At 64.5% G+C, this 25,068-nt stretch carries 24 protein-coding genes; 11 read left to right on the top strand and 13 right to left on the bottom strand.

What is annotated here, in order from left to right; translation table 11 throughout:
* Positions 1 to 216: 216 nt before the first annotated feature.
* Entirely contained in the window at positions 217 to 1,095 is an 879-nt protein-coding gene (locus tag Q0996_RS09650; protein WP_299618230.1) for a class I SAM-dependent methyltransferase, read from the top strand.
* 100 nt (positions 1,096 to 1,195) lie between these two features.
* Positions 1,196 to 2,173, top strand: coding sequence for a hypothetical protein (locus tag Q0996_RS09655; protein WP_299618232.1), 978 nt, complete (start codon positions 1,196 to 1,198; stop codon positions 2,171 to 2,173).
* Between the two features lie 171 nt (positions 2,174 to 2,344).
* On the opposite strand, the gene Q0996_RS09660 is transcribed toward Q0996_RS09655, so the two are convergent.
* The gene (locus Q0996_RS09660) at positions 2,345 to 3,055 is read right to left on the bottom strand and encodes a dienelactone hydrolase family protein (RefSeq protein WP_299618235.1); all 711 of its coding nucleotides are present in this window, start codon (positions 3,053 to 3,055) and stop codon (positions 2,345 to 2,347) included.
* Positions 3,056 to 3,359: 304 nt separating this feature from the next.
* Positions 3,360 to 4,169, bottom strand: a complete 810-nt coding sequence (gene panB, locus Q0996_RS09665) for a 3-methyl-2-oxobutanoate hydroxymethyltransferase (protein ID WP_299618238.1) — start codon at positions 4,167 to 4,169, stop codon at positions 3,360 to 3,362.
* A gap of 166 nt (positions 4,170 to 4,335) precedes the next feature.
* Here panB and Q0996_RS09670 point away from each other — a divergent pair, with 166 nt between their 5' ends.
* Positions 4,336 to 5,004: an RraA family protein gene (locus Q0996_RS09670; RefSeq protein WP_299618241.1), complete on the top strand. Its 669-nt coding sequence runs from the start codon at positions 4,336 to 4,338 to the stop codon at positions 5,002 to 5,004.
* Between the two features lie 25 nt (positions 5,005 to 5,029).
* On the opposite strand, the gene phnE (Q0996_RS09675) is transcribed toward Q0996_RS09670, so the two are convergent.
* The 4 genes from phnE (Q0996_RS09675) to phnD form a co-directional block, all read right to left on the bottom strand.
* Positions 5,030 to 5,842 carry a phosphonate ABC transporter, permease protein PhnE gene (phnE, locus tag Q0996_RS09675; protein ID WP_299618243.1) on the bottom strand — a complete coding sequence of 271 codons (813 nt, stop codon included), beginning with the start codon at positions 5,840 to 5,842 and terminating at the stop codon, positions 5,030 to 5,032.
* 1 nt (position 5,843) lies between these two features.
* A complete protein-coding gene (gene phnE, locus Q0996_RS09680; protein WP_299618245.1) occupies positions 5,844 to 6,653 on the bottom strand; it encodes a phosphonate ABC transporter, permease protein PhnE in 810 nt (269 codons plus the stop codon).
* Positions 6,650 to 7,459 (bottom strand): phosphonate ABC transporter ATP-binding protein, encoded by an 810-nt coding sequence (gene phnC / locus Q0996_RS09685; protein ID WP_299618248.1) that lies wholly within the window; start codon positions 7,457 to 7,459, stop codon positions 6,650 to 6,652. Before phnC ends, phnE (Q0996_RS09680) begins: the two co-directional genes overlap by 4 nt.
* 71 nt (positions 7,460 to 7,530) lie before the next feature.
* Positions 7,531 to 8,493 (bottom strand): phosphate/phosphite/phosphonate ABC transporter substrate-binding protein, encoded by a 963-nt coding sequence (phnD, locus tag Q0996_RS09690; protein ID WP_322096677.1) that lies wholly within the window; start codon positions 8,491 to 8,493, stop codon positions 7,531 to 7,533.
* 460 nt (positions 8,494 to 8,953) lie between these two features.
* On the opposite strand from phnD, the gene Q0996_RS09695 reads away from it, so the two are divergent.
* Positions 8,954 to 9,364 carry a VOC family protein gene (locus tag Q0996_RS09695; protein ID WP_299618251.1) on the top strand — a complete coding sequence of 137 codons (411 nt, stop codon included), beginning with the start codon at positions 8,954 to 8,956 and terminating at the stop codon, positions 9,362 to 9,364.
* A 105-nt stretch (positions 9,365 to 9,469) separates the two neighbouring features.
* Here Q0996_RS09695 and Q0996_RS09700 read toward each other — a convergent pair whose 3' ends face one another.
* A complete protein-coding gene (locus Q0996_RS09700; protein WP_299618254.1) occupies positions 9,470 to 10,075 on the bottom strand; it encodes a hypothetical protein in 606 nt (201 codons plus the stop codon).
* A gap of 112 nt (positions 10,076 to 10,187) precedes the next feature.
* On the opposite strand from Q0996_RS09700, the gene Q0996_RS09705 reads away from it, so the two are divergent.
* The gene (locus Q0996_RS09705; RefSeq protein WP_299618256.1) at positions 10,188 to 10,730 is read left to right on the top strand and encodes a hypothetical protein; all 543 of its coding nucleotides are present in this window, start codon (positions 10,188 to 10,190) and stop codon (positions 10,728 to 10,730) included.
* Positions 10,731 to 10,961: 231 nt separating this feature from the next.
* Here Q0996_RS09705 and Q0996_RS09710 read toward each other — a convergent pair whose 3' ends face one another.
* A complete protein-coding gene (locus Q0996_RS09710; RefSeq protein ID WP_299618259.1) occupies positions 10,962 to 11,774 on the bottom strand; it encodes a class I SAM-dependent methyltransferase in 813 nt (270 codons plus the stop codon).
* A 112-nt stretch (positions 11,775 to 11,886) separates the two neighbouring features.
* Here Q0996_RS09710 and Q0996_RS09715 point away from each other — a divergent pair, with 112 nt between their 5' ends.
* A complete protein-coding gene (locus Q0996_RS09715) occupies positions 11,887 to 12,573 on the top strand; it encodes a DNA-3-methyladenine glycosylase I (RefSeq protein ID WP_299618262.1) in 687 nt (228 codons plus the stop codon).
* Between the two features lie 190 nt (positions 12,574 to 12,763).
* Here the strand turns inward: Q0996_RS09715 and Q0996_RS09720 are convergent, their stop codons facing one another.
* Positions 12,764 to 13,651: a LysR family transcriptional regulator gene (locus tag Q0996_RS09720; protein ID WP_299618265.1), complete on the bottom strand. Its 888-nt coding sequence runs from the start codon at positions 13,649 to 13,651 to the stop codon at positions 12,764 to 12,766.
* 389 nt (positions 13,652 to 14,040) lie between these two features.
* Here Q0996_RS09720 and egtB point away from each other — a divergent pair, with 389 nt between their 5' ends.
* The 5 genes from egtB (at position 14,041) to Q0996_RS09745 (ending at position 19,027) form a co-directional block, all read left to right on the top strand.
* Positions 14,041 to 15,387 carry an ergothioneine biosynthesis protein EgtB gene (gene egtB, locus Q0996_RS09725; RefSeq protein ID WP_299618268.1) on the top strand — a complete coding sequence of 449 codons (1,347 nt, stop codon included), beginning with the start codon at positions 14,041 to 14,043 and terminating at the stop codon, positions 15,385 to 15,387.
* On the top strand, positions 15,384 to 16,355 hold the full coding sequence (egtD, locus tag Q0996_RS09730) for an L-histidine N(alpha)-methyltransferase (RefSeq protein WP_299618271.1): 972 nt from the start codon (positions 15,384 to 15,386) through the stop codon (positions 16,353 to 16,355). The genes egtB and egtD overlap by 4 nt, the downstream gene beginning before the upstream one ends.
* 328 nt (positions 16,356 to 16,683) lie before the next feature.
* Positions 16,684 to 16,911, top strand: coding sequence for a hypothetical protein (locus tag Q0996_RS09735; protein ID WP_322096678.1), 228 nt, complete (start codon positions 16,684 to 16,686; stop codon positions 16,909 to 16,911).
* A 61-nt stretch (positions 16,912 to 16,972) separates the two neighbouring features.
* On the top strand, positions 16,973 to 18,325 hold the full coding sequence (locus Q0996_RS09740) for a hypothetical protein (RefSeq protein ID WP_299618275.1): 1,353 nt from the start codon (positions 16,973 to 16,975) through the stop codon (positions 18,323 to 18,325).
* A gap of 15 nt (positions 18,326 to 18,340) precedes the next feature.
* Positions 18,341 to 19,027: a hypothetical protein gene (locus Q0996_RS09745; RefSeq protein WP_299618278.1), complete on the top strand. Its 687-nt coding sequence runs from the start codon at positions 18,341 to 18,343 to the stop codon at positions 19,025 to 19,027.
* 522 nt (positions 19,028 to 19,549) lie between these two features.
* Here Q0996_RS09745 and Q0996_RS09750 read toward each other — a convergent pair.
* The 4 genes from Q0996_RS09750 to Q0996_RS09765 all read right to left on the bottom strand — a co-directional run bounded on the left by Q0996_RS09750 (position 19,550) and on the right by Q0996_RS09765 (position 24,966).
* Positions 19,550 to 20,227 (bottom strand): response regulator transcription factor, encoded by a 678-nt coding sequence (locus tag Q0996_RS09750; protein ID WP_299618281.1) that lies wholly within the window; start codon positions 20,225 to 20,227, stop codon positions 19,550 to 19,552.
* A gap of 338 nt (positions 20,228 to 20,565) precedes the next feature.
* The gene (locus Q0996_RS09755; protein WP_299618284.1) at positions 20,566 to 22,143 is read right to left on the bottom strand and encodes a cell wall metabolism sensor histidine kinase WalK; all 1,578 of its coding nucleotides are present in this window, start codon (positions 22,141 to 22,143) and stop codon (positions 20,566 to 20,568) included.
* 19 nt (positions 22,144 to 22,162) lie between these two features.
* Entirely contained in the window at positions 22,163 to 23,842 is a 1,680-nt protein-coding gene (locus Q0996_RS09760) for an ABC transporter ATP-binding protein (protein WP_299618287.1), read from the bottom strand.
* Entirely contained in the window at positions 23,839 to 24,966 is a 1,128-nt protein-coding gene (locus tag Q0996_RS09765) for a hypothetical protein (protein WP_299618290.1), read from the bottom strand. Before Q0996_RS09765 ends, Q0996_RS09760 begins: the two co-directional genes overlap by 4 nt.
* Positions 24,967 to 25,068 lie beyond the last annotated feature (102 nt).

The raw sequence follows: 25,068 nt of genomic DNA on the forward strand, positions 1-25,068 counted from the left end.
GCCGGCGGCGTATCACCTACTCTTGCAGAAGATCCACAATTTGATCGACGGCCTTGGCCTGGATCAGTCACTCGTATCCGAACAGGTGGCTGCCGTTTCTGGACTGTTGCTCAAAAGTCGAGTTAAATCAGGCTCCTTCAACCTTGTCTGCTCAGAGTGCACGATGGGTACTTCCTTGCAAACCAAAAGGTCAGTTCGATTCGCTAGGTGTTGGTGATGTCAAGCATTCCGGTGCTGAAGATACTGATGCGTGAAGCGATGACCCGAGTGCAAACACCGCGGGTCCCCGAGCCGGATTTGGTTATGGATGATCCAGACAAGGTTGCAGCCTTCAGTAATGCCGGGCGCGTGGACGGCGTGATGGCGCCAGTCTATCTCTACCACTGTGCCCAGGTCTGCGAAGTCGCAAAGCCAGGCGACCTTGTCGTGGATCTCGGCTGTGGCCCGGCCAGCCAGTTGGCCCTGATCGCGCAGCTCAATCCCGATTGTGAATTTCTTGGAGTCGATTTCTCCGATGAAATGTTGAACCGTGCCAGGGAACATGTGGTTGCACAGGGCCTTTCGAACGTTCGCTTTCAAAAGGCGGATATGACACAGCTCGATTTCTTAGCGGATGCGAGCGTCGATGCTTTGTTCTCAACGTGCGCCTTCCATCACCTTCACGACCGCGACGCCTTCAACAGAACCTTCGCCGAAACCGCCAGAGTACTGCGCCCGGAGGGCGGCCTCTATCTTGTGGATTTCGGTCGGCCCAAATCAGAGGAGACGATACGCTGTTTCGCTTATCAACATGCAGACCGTGAGCCTGAACTCTTCACGCTCGACTACCTTTACTCCTTGAAGGCTGCTTTCACTGCCGACGATTTCAAGGAGGCAACAGAGACTTATCTCGAACGTCGTGCCCGTGTTTTCACGACCTTCCTCGTACCGTTTCTGGTCGCGGCAAAGAGTCCGCCGCGCAACGCCGTCAGCCCGGCGGTCTGGGAACGACTCAACGAAATGCGTCACCAATTACCGAAGCATCAGCAGGTCGACCTTAAAGATCTGGTGTCTTGGTTCAGTATGGGCGGTCTGAAGAGCCAGGTATTCGGGTGACGCAGTTAGGGCAAGTCTGTTTGGTGAATTCCTGGATGCTGGGCGCCTGGCGCAATCGGCGAGTGTTGAAGTGAGGCGCCGTGCCCTGAGGACGGCCTTTGTGTTAGCGGGCATCTATGCGGGCCCAACACTCGTCTATGCGCTTGCTATCTCCATTCTTCAATTCTCAGTCTCTTGCGAGGGTGAGATCTATTCGTTCTACATTGACGAGATATCGCGCCTTATCAGTGACGGTGAGCGACTTAGTTCCGGGGAGTATGGCGGGTTCTACTTTTCCGCAACGTTGGTTTTCATATATGTGGCCTGCATTCTTGGGTTTTTGTATTCGCTGATCGCGATAAGCAAAGAGCTTCAGGGACAAGATTTCTACATTTTTTGTTCGGTTGCGTGCATGTTCTCGGGGATTGGGATGGCGGCGCTTGTTCTTTTACCGAACATAGTGACCCTTTGTGTCGTGGAGCTTTACTTTCGCACACCTCTGAACCTCATTGGAGAGCTGCAAGATCTTGCATTGGGTGGTCGACAGTTATTCAAGGATACTTTCCTTGTTTGGGCATTCCTGGTTGGAGTCTTTATCTCAAACCTTGCTTGGTGGTTTGTCGCAGCGGCTGGCGCGGTCGCGCTCCTTTCCAAAAGAGATGATGATGCGCAAGAGGACGCTTACGACCTCGCCATTCGGCTAGCGCGCGTCCGCCAGATCATGTACGCAGCCGCGCTTGTACTCATATCAAACACCTTCTGCATTAGCGCATGGCTCAGATGGCCATCCTCCTATGTCCATGATGAGGTGCTCGCGCTGCAGCTTTCCGGGTTTGGCGCGACACTTTCGTTTTACTACGGAACGACAATGACCGTCATACTTGGCGTGGTCTTCCTGCCGGTGCTGTACATTCTTGGTGAACGGTCATTCGCTGTTGCGCGCAGGCAAGACTCGCTGAAGACCTTTGCAGCGCAATCCGATTGGCTCGAAGCCCAAGGGCTTTCAATCGATTTTCAGGCGAGACTAAGGGATCTCGCAACAATTCTTGCTCCTATGCTTGCCGGTTCCTTGACCGATGTGGTCGATACACTAACGTAAGAGATACACTGACGTAAGAGACGTCAATCTTGGAAGAGGTGGCATCCACCTCGATCTACGAAGCCACTTCCCTGCCGGCGCAAATGGTCTATTCAAGCACAGGTTCAGATCGTGTTCGACGTCATTTAAGGTGTGCCGAAGCTGACAGATGCTTCTTCTTGCGTCGAGCCCTCAAATACGACGCAGCGGCAGCTTCACCGGCTCCCAGGGGCTCGCCAGCTTCTCCTGAAGGAAATCCGTAGTCCGGTTCCAGGCCAGCGCCGCGGCGGCGGGGTCGAAGTGGTCGGGGCGGTCGGTCTCGAAGAAGGAGTGGCCTACGTGGTCGTAGACTTCGAAGGAGACCTCGCAGCCGCCGTCCTGGAGCACCGCTTCCAGGCTATCGATCTCCTCCCTGGCGACGGTGGGGTCCTCCTTGCCGAAATGGCCGAGGAAGGCGGCCTGGCTGCGCCGGTAGGCGCCTTGCTGCAGGCCGTAGAACAGCACCGCCGCGGAAATGTCCTCGGGCATGGCCTCAGCCAGGGCCAGCGCCCAGCGGCAGCCGCGGGAAACCGCGAGGGTGCCGATCGGCGCCGGCTCGGTGGCGGGATGCGTCCGCAGGTGTTTGGCGGCGGCCACCAGCAGGCGGCTTGTGGCCTCTTCGTCGAGGGCGTCGTGGAGCCGCTTGGCCTCGGCCGGCGTGCGCGCCGTGGCACCGTCGAAGTAGTCCGGCGCCAGGGCGACGAAGCCCTCGGAGGCAAGGCGTTCGCAGAGCTGCGAGAAGAACGGCGTGAAGCCCCACCAGGAGTGCATCACCAGCACGCCCGGCCCGCTGCCCGAATCCGGGACCGCCAGGTAGGCGCCGAGGCTCTGGTCCCCGGCCACGATGGTGACTGGGCCGTTCATGGTCTTGCTCAGCCGCGGGCTCCTTTAGGTTTCCGATGGCAGGTTTCCGATGGCAGGCTTCCGACAGGCGACCGGCAGATCGCCGGGGCCCCGCGCCCGCTCAGGGAGGAAAGCGGCGCGGCTGCGCCTGGCGAAGGTCCCCCTCAGGGAAAGGATGAACGCCGGACCTTAGCGAAGGATGAAGACGGCGGCACCTGCGGTTGCCTTCGAGCCGGGGCAATCTACCGTGCGTGTTCATCGCCGCGGATTTTCGTCATCGCGCGGATTTGAGGGAAATGCAGCGATCTTCGCCGCAGGCAGAGGCTCAGACGTCTCCTTCGGCAGCCGGGAAGCGGCGGTCCCGCACCTCGCCGGCATAGGCGGCCACGGCCTCCTCGACCGCCGGGCCCAGATCGGCGAAGCGCTTGGCGAAGCCCGACGACCAGTCGCCGGCCAGACCCAGCAGCTCATCGGTGACCAGGATCTGCCCATCGCAAGCGGCGGAAGCGCCGATGCCGATAGTGGGGATCGGGATCTCGGCAGTGACCTGGCGGGCCACCGCCTCGCTGGTGCCCTCGACCACCACGGCGAAGGCCCCGGCCTCGGCAACCGCCTTAGCGTCTTCCAGGATCGCCGCGGCCCCGGCGGCGTCGCCGCCCTGGCTGACGAAACCGCCCAGGACATTGACCATCTGGGGCATCAGCCCGACGTGACCCAGCACCGGGATGCCGCGGGCGGTGAGGAAGGCGATGGTCTCCGCCATCTCGCGGCCGCCTTCCAGCTTGACGCCGGTGCAGCCGGTCTCGGCCATCACCCGGGCGGCGTTGCGAAAGGCCTGCTGCGGCGATTCCTGATAGCTGCCGAAGGGCAGGTCGACGATGACACAGGCACGGGCGGTGCCGCGCTGCACCGCCGCGCCGTGGACGATCATCTGCTCCAGGGTGACGCCGAGGGTGCTGGTCTGGCCATAGAGCAGGATGCCCAGGGAATCGCCCACCAGGATCAGGTCGACATGGGGGTCGAGCAGGCGGGCCATGGTGGCGCCATAGGCCGTGAGGCAGACCAGCGGCGCGCCGCCCTTGCGGGCGCGGATGGTCTGCACGGTGATTGGATCGCTCTCGCCACTGGCGGTCATGGTCTCGCTCCCCCGGTTTCGTGCTCTCGTTCGGGCAGCATCACGGCTCGGCGGCCATCGATCAACGGCAATCGCAAGGCTGGCCGGCTCCGGCGGGGCGATCACGACAGCGGCATTCCGTTTCCAGGGGGCCCGCGCTAGCATCACCGCAAATCGGGGGAAGCCTATGCCGGACACTTCAAAGAGCGATGCCGATCTGACCGCGCGGCTGCAAGCCTGCTACACCGGCGTGGTGCACGACGTGATGCGCGAGCTCGGCCTCAGGAATTTCGTGCTGCCCGCCACCATCCGTCCGCTGATCCCGGACAAGCACCTGGCTGGGCCGGTCTTCACCCTCTCCGGCCGTATCGAGCCCACCGCCGATCCCCACGAGACCCTGCTGCAGTGGACCGGGTTTCTCGGCAAGGCACCGCCCGGCAGCGTCGTGGTCTGCCAGCCCAACGATTCCACCATCGCCCACATGGGCGAGCTTTCGGCCGAGACCCTGCAGCGCCGCGGCGTGCGGGGCTATCTCGTCGACGGCGGCTGCCGTGACGTGGAACGCGTCGTGAAGATCGGCTTTCCGGTGTTCTGCCGCTACGCCACGCCGCGGGACGTCGTCGGTCATTGGCTGCCCGACGGCATGGACGTGCCGATCCGCATCGGCGAGACCGACATTCACCCCGGCGACTACCTGCTGGCCGACCGCGACGGCACCTGTGTCCTGCCCCAGGCTGGCGCCGAGGAGATCGTGACTGCCGCCGAGGCGACCATGCAGACCGAAAACAAGGTGCGCCGCGCCATCCTCGACGGCATGGACCCGCAGGAGGCCTATCTGAAGTACGGCAAGTTCTGAGACGAAGCGCAAAAGAACAGCCCCGTCAGATGATGGCGTGGCGGACCTTGGCGGAGACCCATTCGCTGACCGCTACGGTGGCCAGGATGACCAGCAGGATCAGCGACACCTGTGTCCATGCAAGGCTGTTGATCGAGGAACTGAGCTGCAGGCCGATGCCGCCGGCGCCGACCAGGCCGAGGACCGTCGATTCGCGGATGTTGATGTCCCAGCGGAAGACCGCGATGCCGGCGAAGGCGGGCAGGATCTGCGGCACGATGCCGTAAGCCAGGCGCTGCGTCCCGCTGGCCCCGGTTGCCGTGATCGCTTCCACCTGGGTCGGGTCGATCTCCTCGATGGCCTCGTAGAGCAGCTTGGCGCAGAAGCCGATGGAGCGCAGGCCGATGGCGATGACGCCGGCGAAGACACCGGGGCCGATGATCGCCACCAGCATCAGCGCCCAGATCAGCGAATTGATCGAGCGCGAGGACACGATGATGAAGAGCGCCACCGAGCGCACCAGCGGATGCGGGCTGGTGTTGCTGGCCGCGCAGAAGGCGATGGGAAAGGCCAGCACCACGGCGATCAGGGTGCCCAGGGTCGCGATGTTGATGGTATCCCAGACCGGCAGCCAGAGTTCCTCCATGTAGGACCACTTGGGCGGCACCATCCGCTCGGCCATATCGGCGGCCTGGGTGCCGGCATCGGCGACGAAGAACCAGATCGTCTTCTCGGAAATCAGGTGCCAGGAATAGGCGACGATGGCGATGCCGACGAGCCAGGCCAGCCAGCGGCCCCACTGCTGCGGCGTGGTGCGGCGCTTCCAGACCGGACGGCCGTTCTGTTCGAGGACCGGCATGCTACTGCACCCAGCGCCTGAGATAGCCGGAGAGATACTCCAGCACCATGACGATGCCGATGATGACCAGCAGGATGGCCGCGGCCGAGTCGAACTCGTAGCGGTCGAAAGCGGTCAGCAGGGTTGCGCCGATACCGCCGCCGCCGACGATCCCGACCACCGCGGACTCGCGGAAGTTGATGTCGAGGCGGTACATGGCAAGACCGATCATGCGCGGCATCACCTGGGGCTGGACCGCATAGTTGATCCACTGGAACCAGGAGGCGCCGGTGGCTCTTACCGCTTCCGCCTGACCGGGGTCCATGTTCTCGATGTCTTCGGCCAGGAGCTTTCCGTAGAAGCCGATGGTGGCGATGGAAAGCGCCAGGAAACCGGCGAAGGGCCCGAAGCCGAACAGCTTCACGGCAAAGATCGCCAGGATCACCTCGGGAAAGGTGCGGGACACCGCAACGATGCCGCGGCAGAGCAGATAGACCGGCAGCGGGGCGAGGTTGCGTGCGGCGCCCAGGCCGATCGGCACCGAAAGCGCGATGCCGGCGACGGTGGCGATCACCGTCATCCAGATCGATTCGAGGATGCCGTCGAGGATGGAGTCCCAGCGGGTCACGAAGTCGGGCGGGAAAAAGGCGCCCAGGAAAGCGGCCCCGCGCGGCAGCCCTTCCATGACCCGCGCCCAGTTGACCTCCATGGTGCCCAGGGCCAGCGCCAGATAGACCGCGGCCCCCAGCCACAGCCCCCGCCGCAGCCAGGCCGAGGCGATCAGCGGCGGCTTCTTCCAGCTGCGCGGATAGGCCTGGCTGAGGTCGCTCACACTGCGGCTCCCGCTTCAGCGACCTCGTCTTCCTCTTCCTCTTCGACCGTCTCGATGGTGGCTTCCCAATCCTCCTCCCCGTAGATTCTGGTCAGCACCTCGCTGGTCAGGCCGTTGGGCGGGCCGTCGTAGACGATCTCGCCCAACTGCAGGCCGACGATGCGCTGGCCGAACATCTGGGCCAGCATCACGTCGTGGATGTTGATGATGGCGGCGAGCCCGCGCTCGGCGCAGAGCTCGCAGATCAGCCGCATGATTTGCCGCGAGGTCTTGGGGTCCAGGCTGGCCGTCGGCTCGTCGACCAGCAACAGGTCGGGGTTCTGAATGAGGGCGCGGGCGATGCCCACCCGCTGGCGCTGTCCGCCGGACAACTCGTCGGCCCGCTTGTCCGCCATGTGCATGAGGCCGACCCGGTCGAGCAGGCGAAAGGCCTCGGCCACGTCGTCGGGCGGGAACTTGCGGAACCAGCTGCGCCAGAAGCCGACGTATCCCAGGCGCCCGGACAGCACGTTCTCCATCACCGTCAGGCGTTCGACCAGGGCGTACTCCTGGAAGATCATGCCCATGCGCCGGCGCAGACGGCGCAGCTCGCCGGAGGAGACGGCGGCGACGTTGACGTCGCTCAGGTAAACCGCGCCGGAGGTCGGTTCCACCAGGCGGTTGATGCAGCGGATCAGCGTCGACTTGCCGGCCCCCGAAGGGCCGATCAGCGCCAGCACCTGGCCCTTGGGAACCTCAAGGTCGACGCCCTTCAGCGCGTGGTCGCCGGTTTTGTAGCGCTTTACGAGGCTTTCAAGACGCAGCATTGCACTCTCGACCGGTCGCAAAGAAACAGGAAGCGGGCTCGCGTGAGCCCGCTTCCCAGATCGGTTTCAGTTCACTTGCAGTCGTAGGAAACGCCGTTGGCCGCATCGATCTTGCGGATCACGTCCCAGTCGGACTTGTGTTCGATCGAGATGAAGCGCGCTTCCTTCTTGAACTCGGCCTGCAGTGCGGAGCCCTCCCAGTCGAAGGTGAAGAAAGCCTCCTTGATCTTCGCCACCACGACCGGGTGCAGGTTGTGGGCGTGGCCGTAGCCGGTGGTCGGGAAGGTCGCGGACCTGTAGACCGTGCGGTAGGCGTCGGCGGCCACCGCATCGCGGTCGATCATGCGCTTGAGCACCGAATTCGCCACGGCGGCGGCTTCATAGTCCTTGTTGGCGACGCCCAGGATCGAGTTGTCGTGCTTGCCGGAGAAGGTCGTGTCGAAGTCCTGCTCCGCCACCAGCCCGAACTCGCCCTTGAGGATCGCCGAGGGCGCCTTGAACCCGGAGTTGGAGGTCGGCGAGGTGAAGGCCAGCGTCTTTCCCTTCAGGTCGCTCGGCGACTGGATGGCGCTGTCGGAGGGGACGATGATCTCCATCTCATAGCCGAAAGAGCCGTCGGCCGAGGCCATCATCGCAAAGGGCACGAAGCCGGCGCAGGACACCGCGACCGGATTGCCGCCGGTGTTCACCCCGGCGACGTGCAGGCGGCCCGAGCGCATCGCTTCGTACTGCGCGGCATAGGACTGGACCGGGAAGAAGACGACCTTCCTGCCGGTGACCTCCGACATATGCTGGATAAAGCCGTCCCAGACCTTGGCATAGACCGCCGGATCCTCGACCGGCGTGTAGGAGAAAATGATCGTATCGGGGTCGACCCACTGGTCCGGGTCGGTGGGCAGGTCGGCGGTCAGGTTGAAATCGCGGTCACAATACCGATCATCGAGTGTACCGCGGTGGCAGTCTTCAGCCGCCTGGGTCTGGGGCGCCATCGCCACAAGGCCCAGAACAAGAGCCAGTGAAACTACGAACCTCATGCTTACGTCCTCCCTTTGCGCGCCTTGCCAGAGCTTTGCCGCCGAACGGCGGGCTCTGCGTTTTGTTGCAAATTTATGACATCTAAGCTCTCAGATCGGCGCGGGCTCGCCAAGCAGAAACTGGCGGCCCGGGGTTCGGCCGAATGAGGATCTCGGCACGTGCAGTCGGCGGCGAATGGCACGGTATGAAGGCCTGCGGGAGTGATCGGTAACGGTGGATGGCGGCATTGCGGGTTTGTCGGGCGCGGCGGACGGATTGTCACCCTCGCTGCCGCAGCCCGTTCAGGTCCGCCGGGACCGCCGGCCGCAGCCGCCAGTCCGGCTCCGGCGGTCTCCTGCCCGAGGAGAAGGATGCGGGTTTGTCCATGGCATCTTTGTCGGTTTGCGCGAGGCCTTCACCCCTCCCATATAGACGGACGGCCCTTCAAGGCCGCAAGATGCAACGCGGGAGGACGCCGTCATGGCCTTTGCCATCCAGAACCTGGACCACGTGGTGGTCTGCGTCAGCGACCTGGATCGCGCCTTGAAATTCTATACCGAGGTGCTGGGCTGCCGCGAGGAACGGCGGGCCGAGTCCATCGGGCTGGTGCAGTTGCGCGCCGGCAGCGCGCTGATCGACCTGCTGCGCTCCAACCCCGGCCCGGAAGAGACCGAGGGCCCGCCTCCCGGCCGCAACATGGACCATTTCTGCGTACGCATCGAACCCTTCGACGCGCCGGCCCTGCGCAGCCATCTGGAAAGCCACGGCCTCGACGTCGGCGAGGTGGTGCAGCGCTACGGCGCCGAAGGCAACGGCCCCTCCCTCTACATCCAGGATCCCGACGGCAACACCGTCGAGCTGAAGGGGCCGCCTGCGGTGGGTTTGGAGTGACAGAGGCTCAGCAGGCTCCGCCGACCTTGGAAGCGGAAGACTAACCCTAATGGAACCTAAATCTAGCGACCTGAGAAGACTTGGCCGTGTCTTGTTTTGAGCCGGCTAACTTCCGGCTGGATCAGAGAACAGGTGAACGTGCTCTGATCGATTTTCGACCGAAGCAATGTAGCGGTCTTGTTCGGGTGACCAGCTAAAGAAGATCGCGGTTTCCCGCGCAATGCTCTTGTCGAAAGGGCCTGTCGGCATTTCCAACGTCACTTTGCAAAGTGATGCGAGATGTCTACGCCCTACGAGCTTGGCAACAAGCTCAAGAGAATAAGTGCCTCCTGAGAACAGAAACATGCCGTCTGCGTCGATGGAATTAAAATGATGGTTTGTGACAACACCCGTCTCAGGGACGAACAATCCGCTGCCGCGTACAAGATCCTTATCGCCATATCCCCAGAATGAGAACTCGGCCTGTCGTGTGCCTTCTGTGACGCGAAGAAACAAGCTTTCGATCATGTGGCCGCGCTTACCTGTGCTGTATAGCAGTGAACGGAGAAAAATCTTTGCTTGGGGAACTTTCTTACCGACGAAGTCATATCGGAAGGCGATAAATGACGGATGGGTACTGCAAACACGTCCACGGCGAACCACGCTGAACCACAACGTAAATAGCGAGATTAGTAGAGCGAGGACCGATACGACTGGCGCGATGTACTCCATTGAAAACCCTTTTCACGCTGCCTCATTTCACGGGGCGTGTTTGGCTATACCTGTGGTATAGTAATCTATGCGGGAAGAACTATCATTCTATTTCGACCTTTGAGGATTAGTTTTGAGACATTTTCGCGGCACGGAGCGCTTTGTTGTTTGGCTATTCATGGCCGCCAGTGTGGCGAGTTGTTCAGAGCATCGAGTCGATACGTTCCCGGAGTGGTGCGAACAGATCACTGGCGAAGATTTGGAAGCAAAGTATTCGCCCATTTGGGCAGTGGTATTCTCGGTCAGCTTCGATGGTGATGCGATCCGAGATGACTACGTCAAGTTCTTAGATGATAGCCATATGGAGAAGGTTCAAAACCGCGCGCCCCGCATGGCATGGCGAGAGGGAACCGAGCTACACCTTGTGAACCTCTCCAGCCTATTGGTGATCGAACCAGAGGAGGTAATTGCCGGGTGGAGGGATGGCGTCGAAAAAGCGATGCGCTACGAGCATGAGAGTACGGCTGATACTTGCCTTTATGGGACAGTTACCAGCCTGTTCGATAGTCTCCGCATTCATTCGATGGAAAGCGATGCGCTTGGGCAGAACTGGACGGATGAAGTCACCGAGATTTCGACCGAGCGGAAGGAACGCCTTGGCGATACGGCACTTTAGAGGATTCTTTGCGCGAAGAACCACCACTCCGATTCGACCTGACAAGAATTCTTCAAAGAGTGCTTCGAGAAGTCGCCCGACGACCCGACTATACAAGACTAGCGCTTAATTGGCCGCTCTCTCTCGGTCGTCACCCTCGGGCTTGTCCCGAGGGTCCATGGCTTTGCCCAGCGCCCGGCCTTTCCCATGGACCCTCGCAACAAGTGCGAGGGTGGCAAGAGGAGGTGACAACTACCCTGCCTTCCGCCCCACCAGCACGTAACTCAGCGGCAGTTGCTGGGGCTGGTTTTCCATGTGCTCGCGCGTGCCGATGTTGTGGGGGAACTCCTCGAAGTCCTCGATGGCGAAGCCAGCGCGCACCAGACCCATGATCACATCGCTCATCTTGTGGAAGATCCAGTAATTCGGCTTGGCCGCGTAGTCCTGCTTGGCCCAGTAGTCGAGGCCGTTGTCACTGCGGTAGGGCTCGGAGCGGAAGTAGGACTCGTCGGGCTGCGGCGGACCGCCGGTATCGCGGTCGTCGTACATGTTGAGGATCGGATGGTCCTCGTAGATGAACAGCCGTCCGCCGGGTTTCAAAACACGGCGGGCCGTAGAGAAGAAGGCCGCCAGGTCCGGCTGCCAGCCGAAGACGCCAATGGTGACCACCGCGAGATCGAACTGCCCGTCATAGTCAGCCGGAATGGCGTTGATGTCGGTCTGGACGAACTCGGCCTCGATGCCGCCGGCCGCGGCCAGCTCGCGGCCTTGCGCCAGGAATTCCTCGGCGAAGTCGAAGCCGGTGACCCGGGCGGCCCCCAGGTTCTTGATGGAGAGCAGCTCGCGGGCGTTGTTGCAGCAGAGCTGGGCCACCGCCTTGCCGTCCAGGCCGATGGCCTGGAGTCGCGTCGCCATCACCTCGTCGAGCATGGAAAAGCCCGGCCGCGCGAAGCACTCCAATAGCCGTTTGTATTGGTCATGCGCGCGGTGGTGATCGGCGGCTTCGTTCCAGGAGGCGCGGTTGGCGGCGACGATCTCGTCTTTGGTGGGGCGCGTCAGGGACATGTCAGCACTCTTTGGGTCAGGTGGCGCATTTCTCTGGGCAAGCGGCCGCCGTCCGTCGATCATCCTGTCGCACACCGGAAAACGGGGCCGGCAGGAACGGAGGAGACGAGCCGTGGCGTCCTTTCAGAAAATCTACGACCGCGCGGCCAAGCGCAAGGGCGGCGAGGCGGCGCTCGAAAAACTGCTCTCCGAGCACAAGCCGAAGAGCAAGGCGGCGCTGCGCAAACTGGGCGACGACCGCTATCTCGCCGACATGACCAAGCGCATCTTCCAGTCGGGCTTCGTCTGGCGCGTCGTCGAGCAGAAGTGGCCGGACTTCGAGGCCGCCTTCCACGGCTTCCAGCCCGGCCGCGTGGCCTTGTTGTCGGACGAGGAACTGGACGACCTGGGCCGTGACACCCGCATCATCCGCCATGCCGCCAAGATCGCCTCGGTGCGCCACAACGCCATCTTCCTGACCGAACTGGCCAAGGAGCACGGCAGCGCCGCCAAATGCTTTGCCGACTGGCCGGAGGAAGAGATCGTCGATCTCTGGGCGCTTCTGAAAAAGCGCGGCGCGCGCCTCGGCGGCAACACCGGGCCCTACTTCCTGCGCTTCATCGGCAAGGACACCTTCATCGTCTCTTCCGACGTTGCGGCCGCCCTGATCAAGGCGAAAGTGGTGGACAAAAACCCGACCGGCAAAGCAGACCTCGCCAAGGTGCAGGCGGCCTTCAACGGCTGGCGGGATGAGACCGGCCGCAGCCTCACTGCCCTCAGCCGCATCCTCGCCCTTTCGACCGACGCGCCGAAGGGGTAGCGGCCTCGGGCGGCTCCCCCTCACCCAGCTCCGCCTAGGCTCGATCTTCGATCTCGCCAAGGCTCCACAACCCTCTCCCGCCAGGGGAGAGGGAAACCAAAAAGACCCTCTCCCCTGGCGGGAGAGGGAGGGGCCCGCGTGAGCGGGAGGGTGAGGGGGATTTGGTTTGCTCTGCCTCCGACAGCGCAGCCTAACGCTGCGGCTGCCGGCCCTCCAGCAGGTCGCGGTGACCGAGGAAGGCTTCGGCCATGAAGTCCATGAAGGCGCGCACCCGCGCGGTGGCGCGCAGGTCTTCGTGGGTGAGGATCCAGATGTCCCAGGCCGGCTCCGGCTTGCCCGGGGGGACGCGCCGCAGGTCCGGCTCGGTATCGCCCATGAAGCAGGGCAGCATGGCGAGGCCCATGCCCGCCTTGGCGGCGGCGAGCTGCACCATGGCGTTGTTGAGGCGCCCGCGCACCGGTGCTCCGGGAAAGGGTGTCTCGCGCACCCAGCGGGGGTGGCGGCTGCGGTCGTCCCAGCCGATCCAGGTGACCGAGTCCGGCTCGGCCACCGGATCGTGCTCGGCCAGATAGGCGCGCGAGGCATAGGTGGCCCGGGCGTAGGTGATGATCTTGCGCCCCACCAGCGCTTCGGGCGGATCGCGGGTGATGCGGATCGCCACGTCGGCCTCGCGCCGGCCCAGGTCGAAGGGGGTGTAGGAGATCGCGACTTCCAGATTGATGTCGGGATAGCGCTTTCCGAAGGCGACGAGGTCGGGCATCAGCAGCTTGGCCGCCAGCAGGTCCGGCATGGTGACCCTGAGGTCGCCGCGCAGCCGCGCGTCCTGGCCCAGCACCCGCCGCTCCAGGCCGTTCACCGCCTCCTCCAGGCGGCGCGCCGTCTGCATCATGTCCTCGCCGAAGGGCGTCAGCACAAAGCCGTCCGGCAGGCGCTCGAAGAGGCGCACGCCGAGGCTGTCCTCGAAGCTTTCGATGCGCCGGGAGACGGTGGAGTGGCTGACGCCCAGCGCCCCGGCGGCGCCGCGCACCGACTTCTGCTGCGCCAGGGCGAGAAAGATCCGCAGATTGTCCCAATCCATGTAGTCCCGTCCCGCCTGTGAATTCCCGTCCCGCGCGACCGGCAGCGGCCGCCGTTCTTCCTGGTGCAAATTCGCACCACAGAACCGCAGATGTCGATCTTTTATCGGCCAGATCGGATCGCATATCCAGGACATCCGATGGTCGAACCCGATTCGCGCGGAAGGCGACAGGCATGGCGGCAACGCAGATCTGCGGGAAACGGCATTTCAGACCGATCTCCGGCGTTTCGGCCGTATCGGGGCGGACCACGGAGTCATCGAAGCGTCTCGAAAGCGCCGCGAAGCGGCAGCCGCAATCGACCCATGCTGGGCGCCGCCCAAACCGGATTGCGGGAATAGCTGCTGCGCCGATGCGTCTCATCAAAGACCGATAACAGGGGACATCCCGCATGCAACAGGCAGCCAGCCTTCCTTGGCACGACGACCAGCCAGCGCCACCGGCAGGCCTCGGCGAAAGCGATCTTGATGGGCCGGCGCAGCGGGCCCGCCTGCGCGCGGCCTTTGCCGAGGTGCGGGCGCGCAGCTTCGATCTGGTCGAGCCGCTGTCGCCGGAAGACATGGTCGCCCAGTCCATGGAAGACGCCAGCCCGGCGAAGTGGCACCTGGCCCACACGAGCTGGTTCTTCGAAACCTTCATTCTGCGCGACCACGTTCCCGGCTACCGGGATTTCCGGGAGGGATACGGCTATCTCTTCAACTCCTATTACGAGGCGGTGGGCGCGCGCCACGCCCGGCCGCGCCGCGGCCTGCTGACTCGTCCGGCGGTGCCGGAGGTGTTGGACTACCGCCGCCATGTCGACCGGGCCTTGGCGGACCTCATCGACAGCGCATCGCCGGAGCGCTGGGCCGAGATCGCGCCGCTTCTGGAACTGGGTCTGCACCACGAGATGCAGCATCAGGAACTGCTGGTCACCGACATCCTGCACCTGATGGCGCAGAACCCGCTGCATCCGGCCTATCGCGACGACGTGGCGGGAGAAGACCGCAGCGCGCCGGCGCTCGCCTGGTGCGGCTACGACGGCGGCGTTGTCGAGATTGGCCACGCGGGGGAAGGATTCGCCTTCGACTGCGAGGGCCCACGCCACGAAACGCTGCTGCGGCCTTTCGCCCTGGCTTCCCGCCTGGTGACCAATGGGGAATGGTTGGCTTTCATGGAAGACGGCGGCTATGGCGAAGCGAGGCTCTGGCTGTCGGACGGCTGGGCGCGCTGCCGCGCCGAGGACTGGCAGGCGCCGCTCTATTGGGAGCGGCGGGAGGACGGTGGCTGGGCCGCCATGGGCCTGCACGGCCTGGTGCCGCTGGACCCGGATACCCCGGTCTGTCACCTCAGCTTCTACGAGGCCGAGGCCTTTGCGCGCTGGGCCGGCGCGCGCCTGCCCCTGGAGGCGGAACTGGAGCTTGCGGTTGCGAATGCTCCCATGCGCGGCAATCTGCTTTCCAGCAATGCTCTGGCGCCACGTGTCGCAGACACCCAAGCTGGCGACGGCGGCCCCCTGCAGTTGATCGGCGACGTCTGGGAATGGACTCAGAGCCCCTACGCGCCCTACCCGGGCTTCCGCGCGCCTGACGGTGCGGTGGGCGAGTACAACGGCAAGTTCATGTGCAACCAGTTCGTGCTGCGCGGCGGCTCCTGCGTCACGCCGGACGCGCAGTTGCGGCCCACTTACCGCAACTTCTTCTACCCCCATCAGCGCTGGCAGTTCACCGGCCTCAGACTGGCAAAGGACACGGCATGACGAATACGGAAGGCTCGGTTCTCGAACGCGAGAGGCCCCTGGACTCCGGGCGCGAGGCGTTTCTGGCCTCCGTTCTGGGCGGCCTCGCGGCGCCACAAAAAACGCTGGAAGCGAAGTACTTCTACGACGCGCGGGGATCGCGGCTGTTCGATCTGATCACCGAACTGGACGAATACTATCTGACCAACGCAGAGACCGCGCTGCTGCAGACCCGCGCCGGGGAGATCGCGGAGCGGGTGGGCGCAGGCGCGACGCTGGTGGAGTTCGGCAGCGGCTCCTCGGTCAAGACGCGCATTCTGATACAGGCAATGAAGGACCTGCGGGCTTATGTGCCCATCGATATCTCCGGCGCCCATCTCGACGCCGCGGCGAAACGCCTGGCGGCGGACTGCGGCCTGCCGGTCATTCCCCTGCATGCCGATTATACGCGTGCCTTCGCGCTGCCCCGGGAGGTGCCACGCGGCCGGCTGGTGGGCTTCTTTCCCGGGTCGACCATCGGCAACTTCGAGCCGCCGGCGGCTTCGGCCTTTCTCGAACAGGCGCGCGCGCTTTTGGGCGCCGGAGCGCGCTTTCTGGTCGGCGCGGACCTGCAGAAGGACCGCGCGCGTCTGGAGGCCGCCTACAACGATGGCCGCGGTGTCACCGCCGACTTCAACCTAAACCTGCTGGTGCGCATCAACCGGGAGCTCGGCGGCGACTTCGATCTCGGCGCCTTCCGCCACAAGGCCTTCTACAACGCCGAAGAGGGGCGGATCGAAATGCACCTGGAAAGCACCAAGGCGCAGAGTGTCGAGCTGGCCGGCAGGCGCTTCGACTTCGCCGCCGGCGAGACCATCCACACCGAAAACTCCTACAAGTACAGCCTGGAGTCCTTCGCCGCGCTGGCCCGCCACGGCGGCTGGCGCCGCGAAGCGGTCTGGCAGGACCCGGAGGGCCTTTTCAGTACCCACATGCTGATCGGCGAGTGACCCTAGGCGCTTTTCGACCTTTGTCGGTTCGGCTCTAGCCCGCTTCCCCTTCGATGCGGGGGAATTGTGATTGGGCGGGCAAGATTTCCTCGCGTTTCGAGACGACCCAGTGGGTCTCCTCAACTTGAGGAAATCCCGTGGTTGGAAGATCGCCCTCATGCTGAGGAAGCCGGGTAGCTGCTATCTCGAAGGATCGGGACACCGAATGCGATAGCCCTGGCCGCCGGGAGGGGCCGCCGCTTTCCTTCGCGCGGGCCCCGGTGTACAAGCGAAGTCTGACAGTACCCCGCTCGAGACCTAAAGGCCGTTCCCTGCCGATCACGGTTTTATGATGAAATCCAGCCTGGATCACCTGCCGGAGAAGAAGTGGCGCGAGCTGGAGCGCGTGCAGGAGATCCTGCACGAGGAGTTCGAGGACGCGCTGAGCGAAGCCAAGGCGGCCTGGAAAGAAGTGCGGGCGCATCATCAAGATCATCCTCTTCGGCTCCTACGCCCGCGGCAGCTGGCTCGGCGAAGGCACCATCCAGCTCCACAAGCTGGCCGAACGCGCCTGTGAGAAACACCTCGCCAAACTCGCCCGCGCCGCAAAGCGCTGAGAGGCGGTAACTTCGCACACGATGACCGAGACCGTCTTCTATTCCTGGCAGAGCGACCTGCCCAACAACACGAACCGTGGCTTCATCGGCGATTGTATCGACCGGGCGATCAAGAATCTTCACGTCGACCTCGGCCGCGTGGATGCTCTGAGGGCGGAGGAGGGTGTGAAGGGCGCGCCCGGTAACGTCGATGTTGCGCAGACCATTTTTCAGCGCATCGACGCCTGCGGGATCTTCGCGCCCGACATCTCCATCGTCACTCAGGAGGGCGCAAAGCGCCCCATGCCCAACCCCAATGTCATGATCGAATATGGTCGCGCCACAGCGACCCGCGGCGACAACCGAATCGTGCCCGTCTTCAACACGGCCTTCGGCAACTGGCTCAAAGACCGGCCTTTCGATATGCGCCACAAGAACGCGCCCCTCACCTACCACCTGCCCGAGGAGCACAGGCAGGAGCAAAAGAAGGCCGCGCGCGAGGATCTCGTCAAACAGCTCAAGAAGGCGTTCAGCGAGATCATGGAGGCGGGTCTCCTCGATGCCGAAGCGCCCAAGCAATCCGCCGAATTGTCTAGCTTCGAGCCCGTCGCGCCGTATCGGGGGCTTGGGGGCAATGATTTTCCAGAACCACTGCTCGGCCGTATTGACCTGCGCAACCCCTTGCAGGAGGGCGACACCAACGCCTGGCTCCGTCCCGGCCCTCAGATGTTCCTGCGCTTGATCCCCACTCAGTCTGATTCCACCTTCGCCCCTCTTGAGCTGCGCAATCACCTGTCTTCGGCCGGGATCGACGATCTGATGGGCCATCGGACCGAGGGAACCTTCTATTATTCCAGGAACCGGAGCGGTGCTGCCGCATTCACCATCGACCCCGGAAAGACCAGGGAGGACGGGAAGGACGCCCATGCCTTCGGCGTGACCCAGGCATTCGATAACGGCGAGATCTGGGGTGTCGATACCTGGCTCCTCGATCCGGAGCGCACAAGAGCGGAATTGCCGAACAACACGCCGCTCGTTGCCCCCCATCTGCTGGAAGAAGGGCTCATGATTGCCCTGTCACAGTACTTGGGTTTCGCCCGCGACGTCCTTGCGCTGCCGTTGCCTCTGCGGTGCATTGCGGGGCTTCGTGAGATAGGCAACCATCGCCTCATCTTCAGAGACATGGAAACGGGCCGTAGCTTCAGCGACGAGTGCATCGAGGAAAGCCTCGTCAAACACTATGGCGGACGCACTCACCGCATCCTGGAGCCCTTCTTCACAAAGCTGTGGGAAGAATTCGGTCGCCGCCGGCCACAAGAGGCCTTCGACAAGTGGGAACATGCCATCGGCTTCGACCTCGATACAAAGCCACCTAGGCTGGATGATGGGGTGTGATGTGCCATGAGAGTCTTGTTCGACCACTCGGTGAGATCGGATGCCATTCGCGCCGAGCATGGCGTGGTCAAGGAGGTGGGTGAGCTCTGGGGTAAGCCCTACACCTATCTGAGACATCACACTCAAGTCCGACCACCCCGGAACGACTGGCGGCAGGACGAAATCGACAGCTTGCAGTTCATCGCCAACCTGATCAGAAACGGAAGTGTCTTCCCGTTCACCACGGCAGAAATGGAGGCTGAAGCGTTTCGCGTTCTCAAGTGCCCCTCACTGGGCCATGAAGACATCTTTGCTGAATTTCGTTTCGAATACCTCGAACCGCCAATCGACCGCTCCAAATGGGGCCTTTCCATCGAACAGCACCTGAGCAAGGAAGACGTGATCGCGTACTGCGAATGCTTCTTCCTGTCGCCTTCGGCTGATCGCACTGAAGCTTTCATTGATGGGATGCGGAGTAACCCGTGTTTCAGTCTGACCGGCTTCGAGGAGCGCTGCCTGCGCCGATTGGACGTCTTCAAGCGGATCTGCAGGGGGATCGACAGGACCCACTACCCGGACGCGCTGCATCTCTGGACGGCAGAAGAGAACAGCGTTGACGTCTTCCTCACGATGGACAAGAGATTCAGAAACGTCATACAGCGCCAGAAAGCCGACCTGCATTGCCGGATCCTGTTTCCATCGGAACTGAAATCACAGTTCTGATAGGACGCAACCGTCAGCCGAAGGCGCCGGTCAGCTGCCGCCCGCCCCCTCTGGCACTTCCCTTGGATTGCTCACACTAGCGCGCCCTTCCGGCGGGCCCCTACACTCGACCAAGCAGTCTACGGTAGCACGCCAGGGTAGAGGAAGCCGGTAGGTGGCCAAGCGCTAGGTCCGAGCCAAGCAGCACCGATCAACCGCCTGCGGCGCGCCCTGAGGACCGCTCCGGAAAGAGGACATCATCCGCACCATTCGCGGCATCGACTATTCCCTTTCGCGGAAACCGGCCGGTCCGGCCGCCCCCTTAGCAGGGACCTTAAGCAGGGGGACCGCGTTCGGCGTCCTGACGCCTCGAAACGCCGGCTTCGCTGGCTCCTCAGCGTAAGGGAGTCTCTCCAAAGGGAGATCTTCTCATGGTGGAGAGAGCCGAATGGTCGTCTCGAAACACTAGGAAACTGTGTCCGCCCGCATGCGATAGCCCGGCCTTTGGATGGGGCGGAGCGGCGGCGCCAAGACGTAACACATTCAATCCGCGCGCAGGCGGTAGCCGGCGCCGCGGACGGTCTGCAGGGTTTCGCCCTGGTCGCCCAGCTTGCGCCGCAGGCGGCCGACATAGACGTCGACGATGTTGGTCAGCGGGTCCTCGCTGGCGCCCCAGACGCTGTTGAGGATGCGCTCGCGCGAGAACACGCGGCCCGGTTTGGAGAGAAACAGCTTCAGGATCTCGCGTTCCTTGGCCGTGAGGTCCAGCGGTTCGCCGTCCACCGTCGCTTCCAGAGACTCGAGATCGAGGGCAAGGGGGCCGGCCTGCAGCACCGTGTCGGCGCCGGACTCCGCGAAGCGGTGGGAGCGGCGGGCCAGGGCCTCGACCCGGGCGATCAGCTCGTCGAATTCGAAGGGTTTGACCATGTAGTCGTCGGCGCCGATGCGCAGCCCCTCGACCCTTTCGTCCAGCGCGTCGAGGGCCGAGAGCATGAGGATCGGCGTGTGGTCGCGGCGCGCCCGCAGTTTGCGGCAGAAGTCCTGCCCCGGCAGGCCCGGCAGCATGAGATCCAACAGGATGACGTCGAAACGTTCCTGCGCGGTCAGCGCCAGGGCAATGTCGGCGTCGGCCGCGTGGGTCACCATCCACCCCTCGGCGCGCAAGCCGCGCAGCACGAAGTCGGCGACCCGTGCTTCGTCTTCGACCAGCAACAGGTTCATCGGCCGGGGCACACCCGCGCCGGGGCGGCGCAGGACGCATGCTGCAAGGGTTGTGTGTCTTCCTGATCCGGCATGCTGTTGCTCTCCCCATTCCGTTTTATCTGTCATACGGATAACGGGCCGCCCGACGGCCTATTCCTCCGGTTCTGTGACAAGGTTGAGTCGGCGATGAAAGGCAGATGCGGAGAGGTTCCGGTCTCTATGGCGTTTTCGACTTACGTCGAATCGGTTCCAGCCCGCACCCCCGGCCGGCCGCCCACTAGGATAGTGCCCCATTGAAACAATCGGGGGGTGGCGGGGAGGGGGTGCGGGCCGGTGCCGTCAAAACACAAAACACTCTAGGAGGCCGCCGCCAGACGCGGGCGGCTGGGCAGAGTGAAGCGTGCCTGCACGCCCTCGCCGGGCTCACTTGTCAGCGCAATGCGGCCACCATGGGCCTCGATGATGGCCTTGGCGACGGGCAGCCCCAGCCCGGTTCCACCGTCGTAGCGGATCGCGGCGTTGGAACCGCGGAAGAACCGCTCGAAGACGTGGCCCAGTTCGTCTTCCGTGAGGCCGGGTCCGTCGTCGGCAACGGTGATGGCGAAACCGCCGGGGGTCTGGTCGAGGCGCACCTCGACCTCCTGCCCGCCATAGCGCAGGGCGTTTTCCAAAAGGATGGTGACGACCTGATTGATGCGGCTGGGATCGGCCCGCAGCTTCGCCGTGTTGACGGAGGTCTCGAAGTCCACCGTCTTGCCCGCCTTGTCGAGGGCGCGGCCCGCAGTGATGGCGCGAAGCACCAGGTCGACGAGGTCGACGTCCCGGGGGTTGATGCGAATCTCACCGTTCTCTTGGCGTGCCACGAACAGCAGGTCGTCGACAATCCGCGCCGTGTGGTCGGCCGCCTCGCGGGTGCGCAACAAGACCTCGCGGTAGGCCTCGGCATCGCGCAACTCGCCGCGCAGCGCCACGTCGGCCTCGCCGCGAATGATAGTCAGGGGCGTGCGCAGTTCGTGGCTCACGTCGGCCAGCAGGCGCTTGCGGTTGGCCTCGGTTTCCCGCAGCGTCTGCAGCAGCTTCTCCAGTTGGGCGGTGCGGCGTGAGACTTCCTCCTCCAGTGCATCGCGCGAGGCGCTGAGCAGGTCCTGGCGTTCCGCCACCTTGGCGATCATCTGGTTGAAGGCTTGGGCGACCCGGTCCAGCTCGGTGTCGCCGGGGGCGTCGATGCGGTGGCCGAGTTCGCCGCGGCCCACGGCCTCGGCGCCCTCGAGCAGGCGCTGCAGGGGTTTGGTCAGGGCACTGCGCAACAGGAAGATGCCGAAGAAGGCGGCGACGGCGGCAATGACCCCGGCGATCACCGCGGCGCGCTGGAACAGGGCAACAGCTTGGCGTACCTCGACCTCCGTCTCGGTGACCTCCTGCTCCTCCTCGATCAGCGCCTCGGCGATGAGCGCCTGGAAGTCCGCATCGATCTTCTCGTCGAGGATGTTGGTGAGGTGCTCCCGATAAGCCGTCGGATCCACGGAGACGTCGCTGGCCTGCAGCCGGGAGAACTCCTTCAGCAGGTATTCGATCTGCCGCTCGATCTGGGCGAGCAGCTCCAGCTCCTCGATCTCTTCCTCGCCGACGAGTTGGACCTCCTCGGCGATCAGGATGCGCAGTTTGGAGATGTCGGCCCGGATCTCCTTCAGCAGCCGTGCCTCGCCGGTGCCCTTGTCGCGGTCGCCGATCAGCAGCGCGTCGCCGAACTGTTTGAACAGTTCGTAGGTATGGCTGGAGAGCGAGAGATACTGTTCATGCACCCGGTGGGCGAGCTGCGAGCGCTGCAGATGATGTTCCGCCGAGCGCGCGCTCCAAAAGGCAAGACCGGCGCTGACCAGAGCCACGGCCAGCAAGCCGGTGAAGGAAAGGGTGAGCTTGGTCAGATAGCGCAAGGGCGCACTCCCGAAGACGTCATGCGGCCGGGCGCGGGGCGAAGAAACGCATAGTGGGGCCGTCGCCGGTGAGGACCTGATCGGGTGGGCCCGCTTCGACGATGCGGCCGTCCTCCAGGTACCAGAGCTGATCCATACGTCTGGCGAGGGCCAGATTGTGGGTGATGACCAGGGTGGTCGCCTCGCTTTCGCGCACCAGCGCCTCCACCAGGGCCGGGCCGTCGGCGTCCAGCGCATCGTCGGGTTCGTCGAGCAGCATGAGCTTCGGGCTGGAGAGCGCGGCCCGGGTCAGCAGCACCCGGCGTGCCTCGCCGGCGGAGAGGTTGCGCGCGCCCTCCGCCAGCCGGCCGTCGAGGCCGCCGAGCCGCGCGATCACCTCCTTCAGCCCGAAGGTCTCGGCGCAGTCCAGGATGGCCGCGTCCTCCGGTCGCTGGGCCACGCCCATGGTCAAGGCACGGCGCAGGCTGCCGGCCAGGATCGGTGAGCGGACCCCGACCAGCGCGATGCTCCGCCGCCGCTCGGCCGCGCTCAGGCTGCCGGGCGCACGGTCGCCCAGGGTCACCTGGCCCTTGGCCGGCTGCTCGAGCCCGGCGGCGAGATTGAGCAGCGTCGACTTGCCCGCCCCATTGCCGCCGACGATGGCGATCTTCTGGCCCGCGGCGGCGGCGATGTTGACGGTCTTGAGGTTGCCGGCGCGGACGCCCTCGAAACGCAGGGCCAGGGGTGCATCGGGAAGGGGTGGGCGGCCTTGGCGGCGGCGGTGGCTGAGCTTCGGGCTGGCCAGAAGGGCCTCGCATTTGACCCGCGCGGCAATCCAGGCCCTGTGTTTATCCCAGACACCGGCGAGGTCGCGCATCGGCTGAATCATCAGGCCGACCGCGGCAAGGCCACCGGCGGCTTCGGCGGCCGGCGCGCCACTGCGCAGGGCTACGAGAAAGAGGCTGGCCGCGGCGAGACCCGAGGCCGCATCGGGCACGGCACGCAGCAGCGCGGCCCCGCGGGCGCGTTCCAGCGCCGAGGCGACCAGCTTTTCGGTGCGGCGCAGCAGGTGCGCGCGCTCGGTGTCGATGCGTCCCAGCAGGCGCAGCTCCGGCGCGTGGGGGATGCGCTCGCTCATGTCGGCGGCCAGGCGCGCCCGCCGCGCCCGCAGGCGCCGGTGGGCGGGGCCGAGGCGTGGGCCGGTCAGGGCCATCAGCCCCAATCCCGCGACGATGGGGATGCTGGCGGCCAGGGCCAGGTTCGGATTCAGGAGAAAGAGCACAGCGCAGGCCAGCGGCAGGACGATGCCGGCGGAGATCAGGCGGGCGATCCCCAGGCTGACCCATCCGCGCACCGCCGCCAGGTCGCCCACGAAACGCATGGCCAGCGCGCCGCTGCGCCGTTCGGCCACGGCGCGCGCCGACATCTCAGTCAGATGGGTAAAGAGCTTGAGGCGCAGCGACGCGGCATAGTTCTGGCCGACGCGCTCGGCCACCACCCGCTCGGCCACCCGCAGCAGCGCGATGGCAAGGCCGGCGGCGGCCACCAGCCCCAGGGCGATCAGCGGCAACTCGGCAAGGCTGTCGCTGAAGGCCGCGAAGACATCGCGGGTGGCAAAGGCGGCGATGCCGGCGGCGGCGGCCTGGCCGAGGGCGAGGGCCGCGACCAGAGCGATGCTTCTGCCGCGTCCTTCGCCGGCCAGGCGCGGCAGATGGCTCATGCCGCCGCTTCCACGGCGGCGAAGTCGTCGTCGGTGAGCGCTGCGGCGTCAAGCTCCGGGGCGGCGTCCTGCGCGCCGATCTCGCCGGTCATCTGCGCCAGCAGGGCATTGGCCTGGGCGGGATCGCAGAGGGCCGCGCGGGTCGCGACCCGAACCTGGGTGGCCGCTTCGGCCTCGGCGGCGCCCAGCGGCGAGCAGCTCACCATGCCGGTGACGACCGCCGGTTCGACACCCATGGAGCGCAGCACGGTGCAGCCGCCGGCGGCGGCCAGGGCATCGGGCGCGGCGAAGACGACGCCGGCGAAGCCGTCGCGGACCCGCGGGTTCTGCAAGAGGCTCGCGGTCTCGGTTTGGAACACGCCGTCGGCCAGTTCCACCACCGCGACCTCGCAGCCGTTCGCGGCGGCATGGGCGAGCAGGGTGTCCAGGCCTTCCTCGATGCGCTCGAGCGGCTGACGGTAGGTGGAGACCATGCCGGCATCGGTGAAGTCGGCAACCCAGCCGGATCCGGCGTCGACATAGGCATTGAAGTCGCCGAAGGCACCGGTGCCGGTCGCCTTGATCGCGGCAACGCGGTGGCCGGCGCGGCTGAGGCCGTGGGCGAGGCTGGCGACGGCGGTGGTCTTTCCGGAGTTCATCGAGGCGCCGACCACGCCGATCACCGTCAGCCCCCTTGGCCGCTTTGCCTTCGGCAGCGCGTAGCTGTCGACGTTGATGACCGCGCCGGAGGCATCGGCCAGCAGCCCGAGGGGCACGATCCGGGTCGGCGAGGACATGCGCGCATGACTGTCGCGCAGGCGGCCCAGGACGCCGCCCCCGGCCAGCATGTCGGCGCCTGTGGGGTCGAGTTCGGCCAAACCTTCAAACTGGTCGGGGGCATAGCGGGCACCGCAGGCCAGCACGACGATATCGCCAACGTAAAGTTGGGAGGCGCGGCCCTTGGCCAACTGAATTCGTTTGTGGGAACCGATGCGCTCGACGCGTCCGAGGACGAGATCGCCGGACTGGACGCGCTTCAGGTCGTCGCTCAGAAAGACCGCGTCTTCATGCGGCACGCGGCGGGTGGAGAAGGCCCACTTCGCCTGAGTGAGCATCTGGGGGGAAAGGGGGTCAAGGGCGTTCATTGCGTCGCTCCTGAGCTTGGCTGTTGTCGCTAAGTTCGTTCGTTAAGAAGGTGACGTTATTTGTTGAAGGGCGCTTGTCGCCGCGATGAATGGCCGAGCAAC

Source organism: Pelagibius sp., assembly GCF_028289705.1.
Taxonomy (GTDB): domain Bacteria; phylum Pseudomonadota; class Alphaproteobacteria; order Kiloniellales; family Kiloniellaceae; genus Pelagibius.

Bases quoted from the DNA above. Each gene is read 5' to 3' on its own strand.
- Q0996_RS09670 (WP_299618241.1), top strand. From the start codon at position 4,336: ATGCCGGACACTTCAAAGAGCGATGCCGATCTGACCGCGCGGCTGCAA.
- Q0996_RS09735 (WP_322096678.1), top strand. From the start codon at position 16,684: ATGATGAAATCCAGCCTGGATCACCTGCCGGAGAAGAAGTGGCGCGAG.
- Q0996_RS09720 (WP_299618265.1), bottom strand. From the start codon at position 13,651: ATGGATTGGGACAATCTGCGGATCTTTCTCGCCCTGGCGCAGCAGAAG.
- phnE (WP_299618243.1), bottom strand. From the start codon at position 5,842: ATGCCGGTCCTCGAACAGAACGGCCGTCCGGTCTGGAAGCGCCGCACC.
- phnD (WP_322096677.1), bottom strand. From the start codon at position 8,493: ATGAGGTTCGTAGTTTCACTGGCTCTTGTTCTGGGCCTTGTGGCGATG.
- phnC (WP_299618248.1), bottom strand. From the start codon at position 7,459: ATGCTGCGTCTTGAAAGCCTCGTAAAGCGCTACAAAACCGGCGACCAC.
- Q0996_RS09765 (WP_299618290.1), bottom strand. From the start codon at position 24,966: ATGAACGCCCTTGACCCCCTTTCCCCCCAGATGCTCACTCAGGCGAAG.
- panB (WP_299618238.1), bottom strand. From the start codon at position 4,169: ATGACCGCCAGTGGCGAGAGCGATCCAATCACCGTGCAGACCATCCGC.
- Q0996_RS09660 (WP_299618235.1), bottom strand. From the start codon at position 3,055: ATGAACGGCCCAGTCACCATCGTGGCCGGGGACCAGAGCCTCGGCGCC.
- Q0996_RS09650 (WP_299618230.1), top strand. From the start codon at position 217: ATGTCAAGCATTCCGGTGCTGAAGATACTGATGCGTGAAGCGATGACC.
- Q0996_RS09760 (WP_299618287.1), bottom strand. From the start codon at position 23,842: ATGAGCCATCTGCCGCGCCTGGCCGGCGAAGGACGCGGCAGAAGCATC.
- Q0996_RS09695 (WP_299618251.1), top strand. From the start codon at position 8,954: ATGGCCTTTGCCATCCAGAACCTGGACCACGTGGTGGTCTGCGTCAGC.
- Q0996_RS09710 (WP_299618259.1), bottom strand. From the start codon at position 11,774: ATGTCCCTGACGCGCCCCACCAAAGACGAGATCGTCGCCGCCAACCGC.
- Q0996_RS09700 (WP_299618254.1), bottom strand. From the start codon at position 10,075: ATGGAGTACATCGCGCCAGTCGTATCGGTCCTCGCTCTACTAATCTCG.
- Q0996_RS09740 (WP_299618275.1), top strand. From the start codon at position 16,973: ATGACCGAGACCGTCTTCTATTCCTGGCAGAGCGACCTGCCCAACAAC.
- egtD (WP_299618271.1), top strand. From the start codon at position 15,384: ATGACGAATACGGAAGGCTCGGTTCTCGAACGCGAGAGGCCCCTGGAC.
- egtB (WP_299618268.1), top strand. From the start codon at position 14,041: ATGCAACAGGCAGCCAGCCTTCCTTGGCACGACGACCAGCCAGCGCCA.
- Q0996_RS09750 (WP_299618281.1), bottom strand. From the start codon at position 20,227: ATGAACCTGTTGCTGGTCGAAGACGAAGCACGGGTCGCCGACTTCGTG.